The organism is Candidatus Bathyarchaeota archaeon (assembly GCA_026014585.1).
Lineage (GTDB): Archaea > Thermoproteota > Bathyarchaeia > Bathyarchaeales > Bathycorpusculaceae > Bathycorpusculum.
Genome location: JAOZIA010000005.1, coordinates 76,609 through 95,196 on the forward strand (window position 1 = coordinate 76,609; position 18,588 = coordinate 95,196).

An 18,588-nucleotide genomic window follows, 5' to 3' on the forward strand; every position below is an offset into this window, starting at 1 on the left:
CCATAAGCCTCCTGAATAGCAAAAAAAGTAAACAACCTTGAGGTTTTTTTATGATATTTCCGCTTCTGTGTAACTCCAATTATATTTCTGAGTTGAATTTTTTGGATGAAGACTTCGTGGTAACCGTTGGTGTATGTGTTAAAAATGGTGCCCCTCTGATAAAAAGAGCCATTGAAAGTCTTTGCTGCCAAACTTTTCCAGCTGAAAACGTTGAGTTAATTGTGGTTGACGGAAACAGCAACGACGGCACCTTGCAGCTAATCCAGAGTAGCTTGCGTCGAAATTTTGGTAGATTAACCATTTTTCAGGAGAACGGCGGCTTAGGAATCGCGCGGCAAATGGTGGTTAAACACGCCACTGGAAAATACATAATCTGGCTGGATGCAGACATGATTCTTACGCCCAGCTATCTTGAGAACCAGATTTCTTTTATGGAGCAACACCCTGATGTAGGACTTGCTGCAGGAAAATATAACGTTCACATTGGGCATGGTCTCGCAGCTGACCTAGAAAACATCGTTTATGCTGTGGACTCGGTTTATGGTCATAAAAAAAACTCTGAAAAATTCGGTTATTTGCCTGGTGCTGAAGGAGCAATTTACCGAGTGAAAGCTGTCCGCGCTGTAGGTGGATTTGATACACGCATAAAAGGCGCAGCTGAAGACACAGAAATGGCTTACCGCGTCAGAGCTAATGGTTGGAAGATTGCAGAAACCAATGAAGCTTTCACAGAATCTACAAGGGCAACTTGGCAGTCACTATGGCACCAGTATGTATGGTATGGACGAGGCGCCCATTTTATTTTTCATAAAGACCCAAATACGATTAATCCCCTAAAAATGACGCCTATGGCTGGGTTCATCGCGGGGACTATGCGGTCTCCCTGCGCGTATTTGCTTACTCACAAAAAGTTCTCTTGCTTGTTGCCTATTCATTATACTTACAAGAGGTTAGCTTGGTTTGTTGGCTTCTTTAGTGCGCATCTAAAAGGCTACGGACATGAACTCAAATAATTCCCCTCTTGTAACAGTTGGCGTCTGCGTGCGAAACGGGCAAGACATGCTTCCAGCCGCGTTAAACAGCATCCTAAACCAAACCTACCCCGCCCAACAAATCCAAATCATAATAGTCGACGATGACAGCCAAGACCACACCCCACAAATAATCCAACAATACAGCAACCTGCTGGGCGACAGAGCCAAAACGTTGAGGTCCAACTGGAAAGGGTTAGGTCATGCAAGAAACCTGATTGTGGATAATGCTGACGGCGAGTTTCTCCTTTTTGTGGATGCCGACGAAATCCTAACTCCCAATTATGTGAACGCACAAGTTGAAGTGATGCGCAAAAACCCCAAAGTTGGCATAACCGCGGGTGTCTTCCGAAGCATCCCCCGTAACCCCATCCTAAATCTTGAAGTAATCCCCCACATTGTGAACCAAAAAAGCTTTGGCAAACCCAAAAGTTTTGTTTGGAAATCAGACAAGCTAATCGGGACCGGTGGAACAGCATTTAGGATTAATGCGGTGCGGCAGGTCGGCGGGTTTGACGAGCAGATTAAGGGTGCAGGCGAAGACACTGACTTGATTTTGCGAATCAAACGTGCGGGCTGGGAGATTGTGGCTAATTCCGCGGAGTTTTATGAATTTCACGGTGGCTTATCAAGTCCCACACAGCTTTGGCGTAAGTATTTTTGGTACGGGTTTGGTTGTCAGAGAAGCTTTCAGCAGACAAAAGATGCGTTTTCGCTTCCCCGCATGTCTCCCTTAGCTGGGCTGGTAACGGGGCTTCTTTATTCGTTTCCTGCTTACAGGTTTTTGCATCAAAAACAGGTTTTTCTTTTACCTCTGCATTACGGGTTTAAGCAGGTAGCTTGGACTTGTGGCTTCATGAAGGGACAACTCGAACATAATTAACAGCAAACATACTGTTTTTATGTGAAAGCATGGACCTCAAGGCTTTCATAAAAGGCATTAACGTTAATGCTGTAGAAACAAATGTGAAATGGAATTTTATCGATAGATTTTTTTCATGGATTCCATGTTCCAAACTGAAAAACAAAACTTTCTCAATCATCGGTAATAACTGTTTCACAGGCGGCATATACCACAAATTCGGCTTGCAATACAACACACCAACCATTTGGACCTACATTTATCCAAAGGATTACCTGAAACTTCTTGAAAACCTCATCTGGTATCTAAAACAGCCATTGACGTTCAAGAAAGAAACAGAGCATAAAATGGCTCACAGCTTCTGTGAGGGCATGAATGAAACATTTCCAATAGGCGTGCTCTATGATATAGAAATACATTTTATGCATTACAGAAGTGAACAGGAAGCAAAGGAAAAGTGGACACGACGAGTCAAACGACTAAATCTAAACAACCTGTTTGTGCTTTTTTCTGATGGTGACGAGTTCAATGAGGAATACCTTGAAAGATTTGAAAAAATGCCCTACAAAAATAAGATTTTCTTCTCTTCAAAACCACGCAGCAATAAAACCACAGTTTTTATTCGTGAATGCCTAGATTCACCAGTTGTTTCTGACATGACAAGAAACCGCAAATATGAAAAATATCTTGACTTAGTTAAATGGCTTAACGGCGAGCCGAACTTTAAGAAGATTTAAACAAAAAAGGGAGTAAGGAGAGCTTTGCTCATCCCACTTGAACGCTGGTCTTAAAAGAACCAGCTGAAAGGTGACCACCAGAAACTATTCCAGGGATTAAACCGGAATAATGTTAGTGGCTGGTGGTATGGTCTGAATGTCGGAAACACTGGATTTGTTGATTCTGTCGGCGTAGTTGTTGGTCGTGGGTTCCACCACCATGAATTTGAAGGTGTTGGCGTTGGGGTTGTCGGTGTCGAAGTCTCTGTTGGTGTAGTTGTAGGTGTGGGTGTCGGTGTTACAGGTGTAGGAGTAGGAGTTGGTGTTGGGGTTGCCGTTGGAGTTGGAGTCGCGGTTGGTGTTGGTGTAGCTGTTGGCGTCGGAGTTGTCGGGTTGGTTGTGGTAGTCGGAACATAAGCATTGATGAATCTTGTACCCATCTCGTTTGGTGAATAACCGCTGCTTAGCATTGTTTCTCCTGAATATGCAGGACCTAAGCCTGAATCGCTTAGCCAATAATATGCACAAGCACCAATGTTGAGGTCACGTTGAGCTTTGAGCAGATTTCCCCACCATGTGTAGTCAGCGTTTTTGTTGGTGCTACAAACAAGGCATGAGCCTTCTTCGTTGATAACAAGTGGTGCATTTACACCCATGCTGTTAATGCCTGTTTGTATTTGTGATTTGATTGTGTTGTAGTCTGTTGCCCAGTATGATGTTAGGTCAGATGGCGCGTAATAGTAGAAGTGTGTTGTGTACACCATGTTTGTTGGGTGGATTGCATTGTTGATTTGTGAGGCAAAGCTGAGGTTGTTACCGTAACCGTTAGGGAACCAGCCCACGTGCCACTGCATCATGATTAGGTGGTTTGAGCCTGTTCCGCGGATTGCATTGTACATTGTCTGCAGATAGGTCATGTATCCTGATGGGATAGCGTCAACGTCTGAGCCTAGGTTGGGTTCGTTCCATGCTTCAAAGATAGCGTTTGGGCAGTCTTTGAGGGTTATGGCCATGTCAGACCAGAACCATTGCCAGAATGCCTGTTCATTGTTGCCGTATCCTGCATCGTTGAGGAATCTTTGCGCAGCAGAATCCCATGTGCACATTGGCATTCCTTGCCAGCCAAAGTTTTCAGTTGCGTATGGATCACTGGCAGATGAGCTTGCAGGCGGCGTCATCATGTAAGGTACAATGTCGACGTATATTCCGTATTTGTCTGCTTCTTTGCAAAGTGTTTGTAGGTATTCTTTGGTGCTGATTGGTGTTGTTCCATAGTTAGGGTCTTCCTGTTGTGGAATTATGTTGTCTCGGTAGTACCAGCTTGGGTAAACGAACACGCGTATCATGTTAACGTGCCACTGTGACTGCATCGCAGAGAACGTTTGATCCATCACAGAAGTTGGATTATAGTTCCATTGTGCAGCCCAAGAGTCACTTTGGCCTTGTCCCCAAAATATTAGGTTGGGTGCAAAACCGGCGACTCCCATGCCACGCAGATAAACTGGGTTTCCGTTGGCATCAAGAATCTGATCGCCTTGAGTGTGCAGTGCTGACGTTGTTGCTGCTTTAACAGGGGTTGCATTGAAAACTGCAAACATGCTGATTGCAAAGATTGCAACCAGGCAAATTGCAGTGGTTTTGGCGAGTTTTCGGTGGCTTAGGAGATTTACTCTGTTCCGTATGTATGATATTTTCATTATCCCTCTCTCTTCTAAATTTTCAAAATTTGAACTGGGTTGTAACTATTTTATAGGTTTTTGAAAAGACCATTAACGCAAGTTGAAAACTATATTGTGCTTTTTGCGAAGCCAATTTTGCAATTTTTACGAATCCATTTAACGTTTAACCGTTTTTACAGGCGACAAACTGATGCCCCAAAAAATCGGTGTGTTCTGTCCAACTTTGAACGTTTACGGTGGAGGCGAATACGTTGCAGTTGCCATCGCAAACGCTTTAGCAGAAAATAATCAGAACGTAACCCTGTTTTCATCCAGCCAAGTTGACCCCAAAGAAGTCAAGAACTATTTTGGAGAAAGCCTCAACCCAGCCATTGAAGCAGTAAAGCAGACTTCAAATTTTAAACCTTGGGCATTAGCGGGATTTTATCAAACAATCCTTCAGTCAATCCTTGCAAAATCAAAATGTAACCTGCTAATTGACGTGTTCTCAAACTGCGTATTTCCATGGGCACAAGTCAGCTACATCCATTACCCCTTCCTAAACAAGGACTTTTATCGTACAACATTTCCATATCTTGAAAATCCTCACTTATTGCCAGTTGGCGCGTTACCTCATGTGTTCTTAGAAAAAAATTTGACCAGTTTTGACGACAAACTGATTTTGGCAAACAGCCACTACACCGCTGGGGAAATCAAAAAATACCAAAACAAGCCAGTGGAAGTTCTTTACCCGCCTTTTTCATCAGTAATATCCAAGATAGGCAAAACAACCCTCAAGAATCCTAAGGAAAACCTTGTGGTTACAACTTCACGGTTTGCACCAGCCAAAATGCTTGAGCGCATCCCCCAAATTGCAGCTAAAACCCGAAAAGACATAAACTTTGCAATAATAGGGCGCGTGTACAGCAGTGAAACATTGTTTGAGCTTCAAAAAATGGTCAAGCAAATGGATCTGGAAAATCGAGTAAAATTTTATCCTGATGCTTCAGCTCAGCAAAAATTTGATTTGCTCAAGAGGGCAAAGGTTTACTTGCATACAATGGTTGGGGAGCATTTTGGGATTTCTATTGTTGAAGCAATGGCATTAGGTTGCATTCCGCTTGTTCATAATTCTGGAGGCATGGTGGAGATTGCACCTGTACAGTACCGCTATGAGACACGGCAGCAGGCTGCTGAAAAAATAGATTCTGCAATCAGCGGTTGGTCTGAGTGGGAAAGTCTGTATGTGAAAGAGTTGGCGCAAAAGTTTTCTTTGGAGAATTTTTCTGTTCGGTTTTTGGATTTAATGTCACGGTTTTTTTAACGGGTGAATTTGTACTTGCGTGTTTGTCATATTTGGGACAAGTTCTACCCTACTATTGCAGGTGGCGTGGAACGTTACCTACTAAGCTTAACCCAGTACCTTGCAAAAAACAGGCAAATAGAATTTTCACTCATCACTGACCAATCCAAATTCCTCAATTTCACAAAGAAAATCCCAAAGTTTGAAGATACAGGCTACCTTAAAGTTTACCGTCTTGGACCCCAACCAATCGATGTTATTAACGGCGCAGTTTATTATGCCACAAAACGCACACCCAGATTTCTTTGGAAAATAAAACTAATCAGCCAATGCAACCAAGCTGTCCATCTAGACTTTGCCAATCCAATAGACCTTTTCCATGTTCACGGTTTATGGAACGATTTAGACTACGCTAGTATCAGTCGTTATCTTGGTTTATGCTTTAATAAGCCACTGGTTGTTACATTGCATGGCGGATTCATCGGTGACGTCGCATTCGGTGGAATGCCTCTTGAACACCCCTATCTGCAAAAATTCTTAAAAAATGACGTGGCAGCAATAACTACATATTCCCAAGAGGTATTAGATGGTTTGCGTATTCTTGGGTTTGAAGAAAAAAGTTTCCTAATTCGAAATTTTGTTGATACCAAAAAATTCGCAAAGCCAAAAACTGTGCAACCTCACGATTTGACCCTGATTTTTGTTAGCCGGTTGGAGGTTTTGCAGCATCCTGAGCTTATAGTTGAGGCTTTCCGAAGAGTCAATAAACAGTTTCCAAACACTAAACTGCATATTGTAGGTTCAGGTTCCCTGTTTGAGAAAACCCAAAAACTTGTCAGGGATTTGAATCTTAAAGATAGTGTGGTTTTTTTTGGTAAGCAGACAGATGTGCGAAAGTTTCTTTGGAACAGCGACATTTTTTTGGCAAGCAATTTTGGGTACATTGCATCACTTGAAGCGTGGTCTGCTGGTCTTGTTGTGGTAGCACCCAACTTTGGAGTAATGAAGGAAACAATAAAGGATGGCTATAACGGCTTACTTTTCACACCACAAAATGTTAACGCGCTCACGGCAGCAATCATCCGTCTAATTGAGGATAAACCCCTCCGTGAAAGATTAGCTGCTAACGGTAAGCGAACCGTAAGAGAATATGACATTGGAACGGTTGCGCCTAAAATCGCGGATATTTACGAGTCCGTAGCAAAGAAGTAGGTTTTTACTGAAGTGAACAAATATTGAATATGCCTAATCAGGATTTTTTATTTAAAAATTTCATCGGCATCCTGCTTATTTTGCAGGCGGTTTTGTACGTTACGTTTTTCTTTGATTTTCCACTTGTCCGCCAAGTTGTAGGCATCGGCTATTTGACTTTTGTTCCCGGCATCGTTTTCGTCAAATTACTAAATATCAAAAAACTCAGCATCGCCGAGTTCACCGTGCTGTCGGTTGGCTTTAGCCTTGCTTTCATAATGTTGGCGGGGCTTGTTCTTAACGAGATAGGTGTACAACTTGGCATTGCCTCACCAATTGCAAGCTTTCCGCTTTCAATTTTCATAAATACACTTGTTCTTGTAGGTGCAGCAGTAGCCTACCGTTTTCAGGAAAAAACTATCCCTGCGCAGCAACCAACTGAAACCTTTTTCCATCCTTTAATGGTGCTTTTTGCAGTATTACCTGCCTTAAGCATTGCAGGAACCTACTTAATCAATGCCTACAACCAAAATTTCCTTTTAATCATAATGTTTCTGTCCGTAGCTATGATCGTTGCCTGTACAGCATTTGTTAATGGCAAAGTAATGCGTAAAATTTACCCCTTTGCAATTTTTATGATTGCATTGGCGCTTCTGTTTCAGTTCTCTCTTCTTTCAGGGTATATTCAATCCTACGGAGGAGACTCCAGCGTTGAAACATACGTTCTCAAGGAGACTCTGGCAAATGGGCAGTGGTCTATGCAGTCGATAGTATCCACAGACCAATCCTTAGGTAGATACAATGCGATGCTAAGCATCACAATTCTGCCAACAACTTATGCAAATGTTGCTGGACTCAACCCTGATATGGTATACAAAATAGTTTACCCCATAATCTTCGCTTTAATACCTGTTGCGTTGTTTCTGATTTGGGGCTCTTTTCTGGATAAAAAATTTGCTTTCTTTGCAGCTTTTCTGTTCATGGCGCAGTCAACATTTTACACTGAAATGTTAGCGTTGAATCGCCAAATCATCGGTGAATTATTTTTTGCTTTACTGCTTTTCGTTTTGTTAAGTAAAAAAATTAGTCCAAAAGTTCGGTTTGTAAGCTTTGCCGTTTTTAGTTTAGGTTTAATTTTTTCGCATTATGCCCTTGCAGAAATCTTCATCTTATTCATAGTCGCCGCGTGGATAACCTCTGTTTTCATCATTAAGCGACCAAGTGTTAATTTGAAGGTCAGTATGCTTGTTTTTTTCTTTGCTGCAATGTTTGGCTGGTACATTTACACTTCAGGCGCCGTGGTTTTTGATAGTTTTATCGAGTTTGCGAGTTACGTGGGAAGCCAATTTGGAGACTTCTTTGACCCCATGTCTCGCGGCACCACTGTTCTTACGGGTATGGGCTTAACGGAGTCGCCTTCTTTCTTAAACACAATAAGCCGAATGTTTGCTTACGTTACAGAAATCTTCATTGTAACTGGAATAATTGCCCTTCTTCAAAATAAAACCCGCTTTGTTTTTGAACGAGACTACAAAGTTTATAGTTTAATCGCTGCGGGTTTTCTGGTTTCATTAACGATTATCCCAGGTTTGGCTAACACATTAAACATGACCCGCTTCTACCATCTCCTGCTAATGGTGCTCGCTCCCTTTTGCATTATAGGTGCATGGGCAATTGTTAAACTCCTGACAAGGCATGAAAAGGAACTTGTGGTTTCTTTGCTTATAGTTGCAGTTTTAGTGCCATATTTCCTGTTTCAAAGTAATGTTGTTTATGAAATAGCTGGAACCCAAAGTTGGTCTCTTTCTCTAAGTAAAGACAGAATGGATCCTGTGCAGTTATATGGTGATTTTGGCTGGGTTAATTCTGCAGGTGTTTATAGTGCACAGTGGGTTTCAAACCAAACAGCATACGAATATAATATGGTGGCGGACAGTGGGCTCTATTCTACGCTTACACCTTACGGACAAATTTACCGTGGGTACATCACGCCAATCACCAATTACACCGTACTTACGCCTGGAGAATATGTTTATTTTTCTTCGGTAACCATGAATTCGGGGAATCTTCCTATTTTTTCAGAAGTTTTAGATAAATCAAACGTTATCTACTCTAACGGGGAAAGCCAAGTTTTCTATGTTCCTAAATAGTATTATGCAGGCTTGAGATTTTGCTTAAAAATGCTTCAACGCCATTAATTTCAGTGATTATTCTAAACTATAACGGGAAAAACTATCTGGATAACTGCATAGACTCTGTTCTGAAAACAAGCTACCCCAACTTTGAAATTATCCTTGTGGATAACGCCTCGACCGACAATAGCCTAAAAAACATCAAGAAAAAATTCGGAAAAAACACCAGTCTAAAAATCATCGAAAACTCTGATAACCTTGGATTTAGCGGCGGCAACAACATCGGCTACTCCTTCTCCAAAGGAGAATACGTTACTTTCCTAAACAATGATACTATAGTTGACCCGGATTGGCTGAGCACCCTTTATGATGCCATGAAGGAAGATGAGACTATCGGATTAGCCCAAAGCATAATTTACAATATTGATGGTGAAAAAATTCAGCAGGGTGGCTGGATTTACAGCAACTACTTGCTGCGAATGTCGGGTTTGCTACAGAACTGGCATAGCATTTCAGGGTTTAAGCCAACTTTTGAGGTTTCTGTGGCTTCTGGCGCTTCAATGATGACTAAACGTGGATTAATCGAGAAAATGGGCTTGTTTGATGCTTCAATGCCTTTCTTTTACGATGACACACTTTTGTCTTTTAAAATGTGGTTGGTAAACAAACGTGTTGTGACGGTTTCAAACTCCAAAATCAGGCATATTGGCGGCGCAACAAGCGCATGGACGACGCAACTGGTAAATTATAACTTGGTTAAGGCCAGATTTTGCTTAATTTTTAACATTTATTATAAGAAAAGTGAGTTAGTGAAAGCAGTTTTTGTTAATGTACTTTCAATGGTTTTGGGTTCCTTTTTTTCTTTGAAAGAGAAAAATTTGGCTTTGCCTTTGGGTTTTTTTCAGGCTTTGGTTTGGAGTATAAAGCGGTTTGGTTACTTGTGGGGTGGTCGGCTTTATTATTGGTCCAGAAACAAGGTGCCGCCTAAAATATTGAAGGATAAAATGATTCGAATTAGTCTTCCATCAGCACTCTATATTGCACCAACTAAACGAGCTAACGAATATTTTAAATCTGAATTTGAAATCTATGAAAAAAAGCTGGTTTTCAAATAGAGAACATTAATATTCTTCGCAGAGAATCTACAAACATCTAACGCTTGCCTTTTTGCGGGTTAAGCTTTTAGTGAGTGGATTCTTATGCAATTTAATGTTCTCACTTCTGCCACTTTTTCTATCAAAAAAACATTCACAATCATACTTGTTTTACTTCTTCTCTTTTCAGCATCTCTTGTCGAACTAACCTTTAGTGCTTCATCAACTGAGCAGCAATTAGACCTACAAGTAAAACCTCTATCCAGCTTTCCAAGCCAAATGGCTGCTTCAGCATACACAGAAAACGGCACCCTATTCGCGGGAGACTACAACTACACCATCTACAGAAGCGACGATGACGGACTCTCTTTTCGCAAGATCTACACAATTCCCCCAGAAGTAAACCCTCAAAGTGACCGAGCAGGCATAGTTTGGACACTTTTTATTAACTCAAAAAATAACCTTTTTGTATCTGTGCCCTCAACAAACAAGCTTTACAGAAGTAGTAACTTTGGAGCCAGCTTCAACGTTGTCTTAAACACTAACGGAACTCAAAAGGATGGCTTCTTTTCAGCAGTAACCGAAGGCACAAACGGAACACTATACACAGCAACCTACGGCAAAAGCGCGTACCCCGAAAAACCTGCAGTACTAAAAAGCACCGATAACGGTGCTACCTGGACCAAAACTGCCGAGTTTGCTGCTGCAAGTATAAACAACATAAAAGTCAACCCTCAAAACAATTACCTATACGCAATCACAAGCGAATATACACCAGACGTAAACAATAGCCAATGTGAAAGAGTTTTTCGAAGCAAAGACAACGGCACCACATGGACCACAGTTATCAACCGCCCTACTGAACTGCAAACATACGGCAACACAATTTACACGGCAATTCTATTTTCAGGCGACCATGTATATTTGGGAAGTAGCCAGCCTCTTAAGCCAAACTGGATAGACAGCTTTAACGATGACGGCTCAGACAGCCCCTTTACACCTGCAACCGTTTACACTTTCCCTTTAACCTGCAATTTCCCAGTGCTCTCCGCAACAAAACTTAACCAAACAATGCTTTTCAGCTCAACCGTTCAGTATCAAGCAGGAACCAGTCAGATAATTGCAAGCACAAACGGCACAACTTGGAAAGTCATAAAAAGCCAACAGCTCACAGTAGCCCAAAACTACACAAACATCCTCACCAGCAACTCCAACTACACAATTTTTAGTTCAACTGACACTGACCAAAACTTTGTTATAAAAAATGTTCCCATAACAATGACCCAAAACATTGCAGGCGCATGGATTGCCCAAGACGGAACCCTCTATGCCTCAGTTGACAACAGCCTCTACAACAGTACTGACTATGGGCAAACTTGGTCCTCAGCAATGGTTACAATTCCTCTTGCAACCCAACTGTCTGGTCTTTTTGTTGATTCAAATGGCACAATTTACTTTTCTCCAGCTGGACGAATTGGACTTGACATTGACCCTTCAGTCGCGGGGATTTGGAGAAGCACTGACCAGGGGCAAACTTGGGAGAGAACTCAGACCCTTAGTATCTATGAATTTATCTTCAACATTGACGAAGACAACGATGGCAACGTTTACGCAGGGGTATACACCATGGGCAGTTTATCGGATGCAAAAATCTACAAAACAAGCAATAACGGCGCCACCTGGTCAGTAATCTATTATGACCCAGTTGCCAGACATGTGCACGACGTAAAAGTTGACAGGTACACCAACTATCTCTATGCAGTAATCGGGGATAACATGGTACCCTGGAACAGCGCCTACATTATACGCTCCACTGATGGCGGCGCGAACTGGACAAAAATTTTGCCCTCGTTGCCTCAAATGGTATCTATAGGTTTTAGTGAGGATGCAAGATTTTTTGGTACTGACTGGAGTAACGGTCAAATATACAAGACAACTGACGATTTAACGGCTACAAAAGTTTTTGACACAAACTCTCTGTCGTACTGTTTCTGGATTCGCCAAGACGATTTGGACGATATTTTATATGCGGGGTTTTGTGGGCATGAATCCCAGCCTCGAACTGCAGGAATTTACTACAGTATTGACGACGGTGAAACTTGGCTTCTTCAAGAAGACCTCCAAGCACCAATGGCTTATGATGGAACCTCAGGGGCAAGCAACTTCAAAGATGGTCTATTATACTGCAACATTATTTTAAATGGTGTTCCCATAAACGGGTTTTGCATTTACCCACAATACACATGGGATCAAGCAACAGAATATCCATATCTGTTTAGTGACGGTTTTGAATCAGGTGACTTCGATGCATGGGATGACACAGGCGCATCAGGTACCTCCACCCTTACAGTTGAAACAAACAATCCTTATCAGGGTTCATGGAATGCCAAATTTATATCTGACGGGTTAGACTGCTGGGCCACCAAATCCGTCAGCGGTTCCCCTGTGCTTTATTATCGGCAATACATCAAAGTTGGCAACCTGCCCTCATCAGGCGGCTACACGTACTTAAACGGCATCGCATACGAAGACCCAAACAATGCAGTCACCGCATACATATACAACAACAGTGGGCACTGTTACTGGGGATTACTTAGTACTGTTAACGGTGTCCAGTATATGGTAGAGGAATCCACACCCAGTGACCCCCAAGTAGACATTTACTATTACCTTGAAATGTGCAGAGATACAACCAATGGGCTAAATCAACTTTGGGTAAACAATGCCATCGCAGTTTCAGCTTCTGCACCTAACTTTGGAAACAGTAATGCAATATTTACTGGTATACTGTCTTCTTATGCACCGGTAACTGTTTATTTTGACAATATCAAAGTTGGTTTGTCTTTTATTGGGCCTGAAGAAGTATTTGATTCACTGATTATTTTAAATCAGCCTGTGAACTTAAGCACAATTCATACTTATGCCTGTAACTTTGTTTATACGCCAACATGGCAAAACGCAGATATTGTAAGTGCTAGCTTGTTTGTGAATGGTTCACTAGTGCAAAGTAACCAATCGGCTGTGATAAATGGGGAAGCAAACTTTTTCTCCTACACTTTCTCTGAGAACGGAACGTACGTTTGGAACGTGCAGGTAAGTAATGGAACCCATGTAGTGGTGGCAAACCAAAATTTTGTTCTTACAACAAGTGTAGATGGCTCTGAACCAACCCCGACACCGCCGCCTTTTCCTTCTCTTCGCTTTGTTTTTAATGGTAATATGACTGCCACTTTGCAGGACAGTAATGATATTACAAAATCTGTCAGGAAAGGAGGTGAAAGCAAATGAAAAAGAAATCGATTCTGCTTTTATTTTCAGTTCTTGCTCTAACTGTTGTGATAGTAATTTCTGGTTTGATTGTTTATCTTTTAAACATTAACATGTCAGCAACAGTTGGTCAGCAAGGAGACGTCACAGTGTTTATTGCTGAACAGCAATGGACCAACGGAACCACTATCCCATGGGGCACTGTTCACTTTGGCGATAACTATTTGCCAATTAACATAACAAGTAATGTAAACACAGAGCTTACGCCAACTATAGCTGGCGCACCTACAGGCTGGACTATTTCGCTTTCACTTAACAGCACGACTATTGATGCTTTTGGTGCAGTGACTGGTAATGTGGTGCTTACAGTGCCGTCTGGTGCTCTTGCGCAAGAGTATAATTGGGCTTCAACCTTGACTATCGAATGATCACGGTTGATTTTTATCTAATTCTGACTCCAGAGTTTATTTTCCTAGACTATTTTTTATTTCACGTTTTTGCATTTTTTTCTTTAAAATGCGTGTTTTTAGTACAAATTATGCACAGCGTACACCCTATTTTTTAAATTTTTTTGAAAAGTAATGTAAATATAGAACTTTCACCTTAGTATAATCATTCTGTTTTTAAAAATTTTTTTCAGGAGAAGAATTTATGGAATTCAAAATAAAATTATTGATCGCTTTTTTTGTTTTAGCAATAATAATTGTGACTTCTGTTGTTGCATTAAATGTGATACCCATTTCTGAAAAACCTACTCGAGAAGATTGGCTAAACGGCTGGACCTACCGAATGAGCCACAACATAACAGGGTCACAAGGGGCAGGAAATGATTACCAAATAAAACTAATTGCCAATTACCAAAGCGGTCAAAACCAGGACAACACATTTTACTTAGATGAAAAATGTCAAAGTAACTTCAACGACATCCGATTCACCGACGATGACGGAGCAACACTTCTAAGCTACTGGATGGAATCCAAAACAGATGGTAAATCTGCAATTTTTTGGGTTAAAATCAACGATAACTTGGATACTGACCAAATGATTTACGTTTACTACGGCAACAACTTCGTAAATAGCGCAAGCGACATAGATTCCACCTTTCCCTTTGCAGATGATTTTTCTGATTCAAACATTAACACTGAAAAATGGGAAACTGTGGGATCAGGTGACATTTCCCTAAATGATGGCATCTGCACATTGACAACAAAGTGGGGTGACAACGGCTGGGCATACATACGGGGCACTGAAGACTTTGGCGTGAATTATGCAATCAGATATAGCTCAGTTATTTATAATCAGGCCTTTTGCAGATGGACTCATCACGGATTCGGTGACGGAACGCCGTTCACTACTGTACTAATAACTGAAGAGGGCACTGACAAAGGTTTGACAGTTCTTGAAGACCTGCCAAACTTTATTACTGAGAGTCAAGAAACAACCAATTTCACGTGGACTTGGCGTATAAAAACTGAGTCTAATTTAACAAGAATCGACCAATCAGATAACACCCCCGAACCAGGAGTCTATTACACGTTTGAAATTCAACGCAGCGGCAATTCAGTAGTTAATTTTTATCGCGATAATGTCTTAGAAGGTTCAATAGATACTAACATTCCAACAGTTAACCTGCGAGCAATGTTTGCAGTTGATAACTCTGCACATGACCAGACGGCAGTTACTTCTTTAGATTGGATTCTGATCCGAAAGTGCATAGACCTTGAGCCATCATCGGGTACATGGGGAAACCAACAAACCATTAACGGATAGGTCGGTAACTTGTGAATAACACAAGAAGTAAACAGTTAAAACGTTCTTTTGGTTTTTTTAGGTTAATTGATACCTATTTTTGGTTTACAGCAATTTAAAAAAAATACTTTTTGAAGTGAGCTTCTTTGCTTGTTGAAAAATGCAATATTTCTAAATGTAAAATTGTTAATTTTCCCAAAATAACTGACTTTCGGGGGAACTTGTCTTTTATCGAAGAGCACAACCAAATTCCCTTTGAGATTAAAAGAGTCTACTACTTGTATGATGTTCCCAGCGGTGCAACCAGAGGTGGTCACGCTCACAAGACCCTTGAGCAAATGGTAATTGCATTAAGCGGAAGCTTTGACGTTGTGTTGGATGATGGAACTAGTCGCCGGAATTTCTTTTTAAATCGACCTCATTACGGTTTATATATTCCTCCAGGCATATGGAGGGAACTGGAAAATTTCTCCTCTAACTCTGTGGCTTTATCCCTTGTTTCCCAGATATACGATGAGGAAGATTATATCAGAAATTACACTGTTTTTAAAAGGATGATGCAAGATGGGGTATGGCGGTAAGCAAAAACTTGTAATTATCGGTGTTGGAGAAACCGCTGAACTCGCCTACGAATATTTTACACGTGACTCACCTTTCAAAGTTGAAGGCTTTAGCGTTGAAGAAGCATACATAACAAACAAAACTCAGCACGGAGTTCCTGTGGTGCCGCTGGAACAAATCGAAAAACATTTTGACCCCAATAAGCACCGCGTATTTGTTGCCGTTTCCTACACTGGACTAAACCGATTAAGAACCCGTCTTCTAAACCAAGTAAAAGCTAAAGGGTACTTACCCTGTAGCTACATCAGCCCAAAAACCTTCATTGCAGAAAACTCCAAAATCGGTCAGAACTGCTTTATTTTTGAAAATGTCGTGGTTCAACGAGGCGCCCAAATCGGTGATAACACTATCATTTGGTGTTCCAGTTCTATTGGACATCGATCATCGATTGGGCAAAACTGTTTTCTGGCGTCTCAGGTTGCGGTTTCGGGTTTTGTTGATGTTGGTGAGAACTGTTTTTTTGGCGTTAACAGCTGTGTTGTCGGAGGCGTGAAGATTGGCGGTGACTGCGTTGTTGGTGCAGGAGCGGTCATAATTAAAGATGCTGAAGCGGGTAGAGTTTATGTTGGAAACCCAGCTAAACCTGTGCCAAATAAAAATGTTATTTCTTTTATTGAAGGAGCAGAACAGATATGACTCTGCTTGAACTTTTACCTAAAAACAATCAGGTAACTGTCCAACCATACAGCAGTAAATACAAGATTGTATGGAATGATTTTATTTCAAAATCAAAAAACGGGGTTTTCATGTTTAACCGTGACTACATGGACTACCATTCCAGCAGGTTCCATGATTACTCCCTTCTTTTCTTTAAAGGAAAAAAATTAGTGGCAGTGCTACCTGCAAACATGGAGCAGCAGACACTGTTTAGTCACGGAGGCTTAACTTTTGGGGGAATAATCTCAAATTACGATATGACACAAAAACTCATGCTCAAAATAGTTGAGGCCCTACTTGAATATTGCAAAACCGAAAATATAATCCGTATACTCTACAAGACAATACCACATATTTATCATGTTGTTCCCGCAGAAGAAGACTTGTACGCCTTGTTTAGACATCAAGCAAGACTGGTTGGACGAAACCTTTCATCCACAATTGATCTAACCCAAACAGTGCCTTTTGATAAAAGCCGTAAAGAAAACATTAGAAAAGCAAGAAAAAACAATCTTGAAATCAAAAGAAGCTACGACATAAACACTTTCATGAAAATAGCCCAAGAAATCTTGATGGAAAAACACGGCGTAACCCCTGTGCATACTGTTGATGAGCTGGCACTGTTGATGAAGCGTTTTCCAGATAACATTAAACTGTTCGGTAGTTTTTTGCATGATGAAATGGTGGCGGGTGTTATAATTTTTGAAAGCAAAAACGTTGCGCATGGTCAGTATGCAGCTAACTCTTATGTGGGTAGACGAATCGGCGCACAGGACATAATTGAAGATTATTTAATTAACGATTATTATCGGAATAAGAAAAAATTTTTTGATTTCGGCATCTCAACACTTCATTTCGGTAAGGAAGTAAATGAAGGCTTGCTTTCTCGGAAGGAAGGGTTTGGTGCGAGTGCTGTCGCCTATGATACTTACGAAGTAATTGCGCCATAAACTGTTATAGAGACACTTTAGTGAAGGTTCTTCTAATTCAGACTCCACTTCTTAAAACGTCAGGGTTGCTTGCTGCTTTCCCTTTGGGTTTAGCTTACTTGGCTGATGCATTAAAAAGTCACGAAGTAACCGTTATTGACCCAAACACAAGCGAATCCCCATTTGAAACTGTAAAAAAAGCAATCGCCAAAATCAACCCTGACATAATTGGTTTATCACTGCGAAACATTGATTCCGCGCTGTCTTCTGACAACGTTTCTTTCTTTGAAGGTTTTCAGTATCTACTACAGACTGCTCGTGAAAACTGTTCAGGAGCAAAAATTGTGGTCGGCGGCACAGGGTTCTCCATTTTCCCAAACGAAATCATGAACCGCTGCAAAAATATTGATTTAGGTCTCTTTTTGGAAGGCGAAGCCTCATTTCCCCAGTTACTGGATAACCTGGATTGTCCTGAAAGGGTTAAAGGCATCTACTACCGAAAAAACGGCAAAATACACTTTAGCGGAAAAAACGGAACAGTTGATTTTGATAGTTTAGCATTTCCTCCAAGGGAACTACACGGGTTAGACTTGGATTGTTACCGAAAAATTCCTCATTCAATGGGCATCCAAACGCGACGCGGCTGCGTTTTTAACTGTGCCTACTGCACCTATCCTTACCTGCAGGGCAACTGTCTTCGTGTTCGCTCGCCCAAAAAAATAGTGGATGAAATAGAAAATATAGTTGACAATTACGGAATTGAGCACTTCTTTTTTGCTGACACGATATTTAATTACCCTTTTGATCACGCCCGCCAAATCTGCCGTGAAATCTTGAAAAGAAAACTCTCCATACGTTGGAGTGCTTGGTTTAAAGAGAACTATATCAACAAAAACTTTGTTATCGAATCCCAAAAGTCAGGTTGCATCGGCTTTGAGTTCTCTCCCGACGGTGCATCTCAGTCATCTCTTAAAATTTTGCATAAGGACCTTGCTGTTCAGGATATCAAACGTGTTTGCAAGTTAATCAGAGAGGTTGAGGAAGCAAGGGTTATTTTCAACTTTTTAAGAAACGTTCCAGGCGAAAACCTAAAAAGCGTCACAGAATTTCACAAACTTCTTTCATGGATTTTAGCTACGAACCGCAGACAAATCTCTTTTATCGGCTTAAACAGCATCCGCATATACCCACACACTGAAATCTACAATATTGCTTTAAGAAACGGAGTTATTAGTCGCGGTCAAGACTTGATTGAGCCAACTTTTTATGATCCTTTTCCAATGAGTGCTGCCTATTTTCCTGTAAGATGTGCAAATTATGTTTACCTTCGCGCCAGAAAGCTCCAACTTTTTAAGTAATTCACTAAGAGGTTGCATGC

General features: G+C 41.2%; 15 protein-coding genes. 14 read left to right on the forward strand and 1 reads right to left on the reverse strand.

Annotated elements, in window-relative coordinates; all coding sequences use genetic code 11:
- Positions 1 to 101 precede the first annotated feature (101 nt).
- The 3 genes from NWF01_03435 to NWF01_03445 are packed head-to-tail and all read left to right on the forward strand — an operon-like array spanning position 102 to position 2,630.
- A complete protein-coding gene (locus tag NWF01_03435; GenBank protein ID MCW4024071.1) occupies positions 102 to 1,013 on the forward strand; it encodes a glycosyltransferase in 912 nt (303 codons plus the stop codon).
- Positions 1,000 to 1,914: a glycosyltransferase gene (locus NWF01_03440; protein MCW4024072.1), complete on the forward strand. Its 915-nt coding sequence runs from the start codon at positions 1,000 to 1,002 to the stop codon at positions 1,912 to 1,914. Before NWF01_03435 ends, NWF01_03440 begins: the two co-directional genes overlap by 14 nt.
- 29 nt (positions 1,915 to 1,943) lie before the next feature.
- Entirely contained in the window at positions 1,944 to 2,630 is a 687-nt protein-coding gene (locus NWF01_03445) for a DUF1919 domain-containing protein (GenBank protein MCW4024073.1), read from the forward strand.
- A 50-nt stretch (positions 2,631 to 2,680) separates the two neighbouring features.
- Here NWF01_03445 and NWF01_03450 read toward each other — a convergent pair whose 3' ends face one another.
- Complete coding sequence (locus NWF01_03450) at positions 2,681 to 4,306, reverse strand: glycoside hydrolase family 5 protein (GenBank protein ID MCW4024074.1); 1,626 nt, start codon at positions 4,304 to 4,306, stop codon at positions 2,681 to 2,683.
- Positions 4,307 to 4,478: 172 nt separating this feature from the next.
- On the opposite strand from NWF01_03450, the gene NWF01_03455 reads away from it, so the two are divergent.
- From NWF01_03455 to NWF01_03505, 11 genes are all read left to right on the forward strand, one after another.
- A complete protein-coding gene (locus NWF01_03455) occupies positions 4,479 to 5,591 on the forward strand; it encodes a glycosyltransferase (protein MCW4024075.1) in 1,113 nt (370 codons plus the stop codon).
- Between the two features lie 15 nt (positions 5,592 to 5,606).
- A complete protein-coding gene (locus NWF01_03460) occupies positions 5,607 to 6,782 on the forward strand; it encodes a glycosyltransferase family 4 protein (GenBank protein ID MCW4024076.1) in 1,176 nt (391 codons plus the stop codon).
- Positions 6,783 to 6,811: 29 nt separating this feature from the next.
- The gene (locus NWF01_03465) at positions 6,812 to 8,911 is read left to right on the forward strand and encodes a DUF2206 domain-containing protein (GenBank protein MCW4024077.1); all 2,100 of its coding nucleotides are present in this window, start codon (positions 6,812 to 6,814) and stop codon (positions 8,909 to 8,911) included.
- Between the two features lie 20 nt (positions 8,912 to 8,931).
- Entirely contained in the window at positions 8,932 to 10,008 is a 1,077-nt protein-coding gene (locus tag NWF01_03470; protein ID MCW4024078.1) for a glycosyltransferase family 2 protein, read from the forward strand.
- A gap of 84 nt (positions 10,009 to 10,092) precedes the next feature.
- Positions 10,093 to 13,275 (forward strand): hypothetical protein, encoded by a 3,183-nt coding sequence (locus NWF01_03475; protein MCW4024079.1) that lies wholly within the window; start codon positions 10,093 to 10,095, stop codon positions 13,273 to 13,275.
- Positions 13,272 to 13,682, forward strand: a complete 411-nt coding sequence (locus NWF01_03480) for a hypothetical protein (GenBank protein ID MCW4024080.1) — start codon at positions 13,272 to 13,274, stop codon at positions 13,680 to 13,682. Before NWF01_03475 ends, NWF01_03480 begins: the two co-directional genes overlap by 4 nt.
- Positions 13,683 to 13,905: 223 nt before the next feature.
- Positions 13,906 to 15,024, forward strand: coding sequence for a DUF2341 domain-containing protein (locus tag NWF01_03485; GenBank protein MCW4024081.1), 1,119 nt, complete (start codon positions 13,906 to 13,908; stop codon positions 15,022 to 15,024).
- Positions 15,025 to 15,149: 125 nt separating this feature from the next.
- On the forward strand, positions 15,150 to 15,584 hold the full coding sequence (locus NWF01_03490; GenBank protein MCW4024082.1) for an FdtA/QdtA family cupin domain-containing protein: 435 nt from the start codon (positions 15,150 to 15,152) through the stop codon (positions 15,582 to 15,584).
- On the forward strand, positions 15,568 to 16,260 hold the full coding sequence (locus NWF01_03495; protein MCW4024083.1) for an acetyltransferase: 693 nt from the start codon (positions 15,568 to 15,570) through the stop codon (positions 16,258 to 16,260). Before NWF01_03490 ends, NWF01_03495 begins: the two co-directional genes overlap by 17 nt.
- Complete coding sequence (locus NWF01_03500; GenBank protein ID MCW4024084.1) at positions 16,257 to 17,231, forward strand: GNAT family N-acetyltransferase; 975 nt, start codon at positions 16,257 to 16,259, stop codon at positions 17,229 to 17,231. Before NWF01_03495 ends, NWF01_03500 begins: the two co-directional genes overlap by 4 nt.
- A 20-nt stretch (positions 17,232 to 17,251) precedes the next feature.
- Positions 17,252 to 18,568, forward strand: a complete 1,317-nt coding sequence (locus NWF01_03505; protein ID MCW4024085.1) for a cobalamin-dependent protein — start codon at positions 17,252 to 17,254, stop codon at positions 18,566 to 18,568.
- Positions 18,569 to 18,588 lie beyond the last annotated feature (20 nt).

Coding starts and splice junctions, on each gene's coding strand:
- NWF01_03455 (MCW4024075.1), top strand. CDS start 4,479: ATGCCCCAAAAAATCGGTGTGTTCTGTCCAACTTTGAACGTTTACGGT.
- NWF01_03450 (MCW4024074.1), bottom strand. CDS start 4,306: ATGAAAATATCATACATACGGAACAGAGTAAATCTCCTAAGCCACCGA.
- NWF01_03500 (MCW4024084.1), top strand. CDS start 16,257: ATGACTCTGCTTGAACTTTTACCTAAAAACAATCAGGTAACTGTCCAA.
- NWF01_03495 (MCW4024083.1), top strand. CDS start 15,568: ATGGGGTATGGCGGTAAGCAAAAACTTGTAATTATCGGTGTTGGAGAA.
- NWF01_03485 (MCW4024081.1), top strand. CDS start 13,906: ATGGAATTCAAAATAAAATTATTGATCGCTTTTTTTGTTTTAGCAATA.
- NWF01_03475 (MCW4024079.1), top strand. CDS start 10,093: ATGCAATTTAATGTTCTCACTTCTGCCACTTTTTCTATCAAAAAAACA.
- NWF01_03445 (MCW4024073.1), top strand. CDS start 1,944: ATGGACCTCAAGGCTTTCATAAAAGGCATTAACGTTAATGCTGTAGAA.
- NWF01_03465 (MCW4024077.1), top strand. CDS start 6,812: ATGCCTAATCAGGATTTTTTATTTAAAAATTTCATCGGCATCCTGCTT.
- NWF01_03480 (MCW4024080.1), top strand. CDS start 13,272: ATGAAAAAGAAATCGATTCTGCTTTTATTTTCAGTTCTTGCTCTAACT.
- NWF01_03440 (MCW4024072.1), top strand. CDS start 1,000: ATGAACTCAAATAATTCCCCTCTTGTAACAGTTGGCGTCTGCGTGCGA.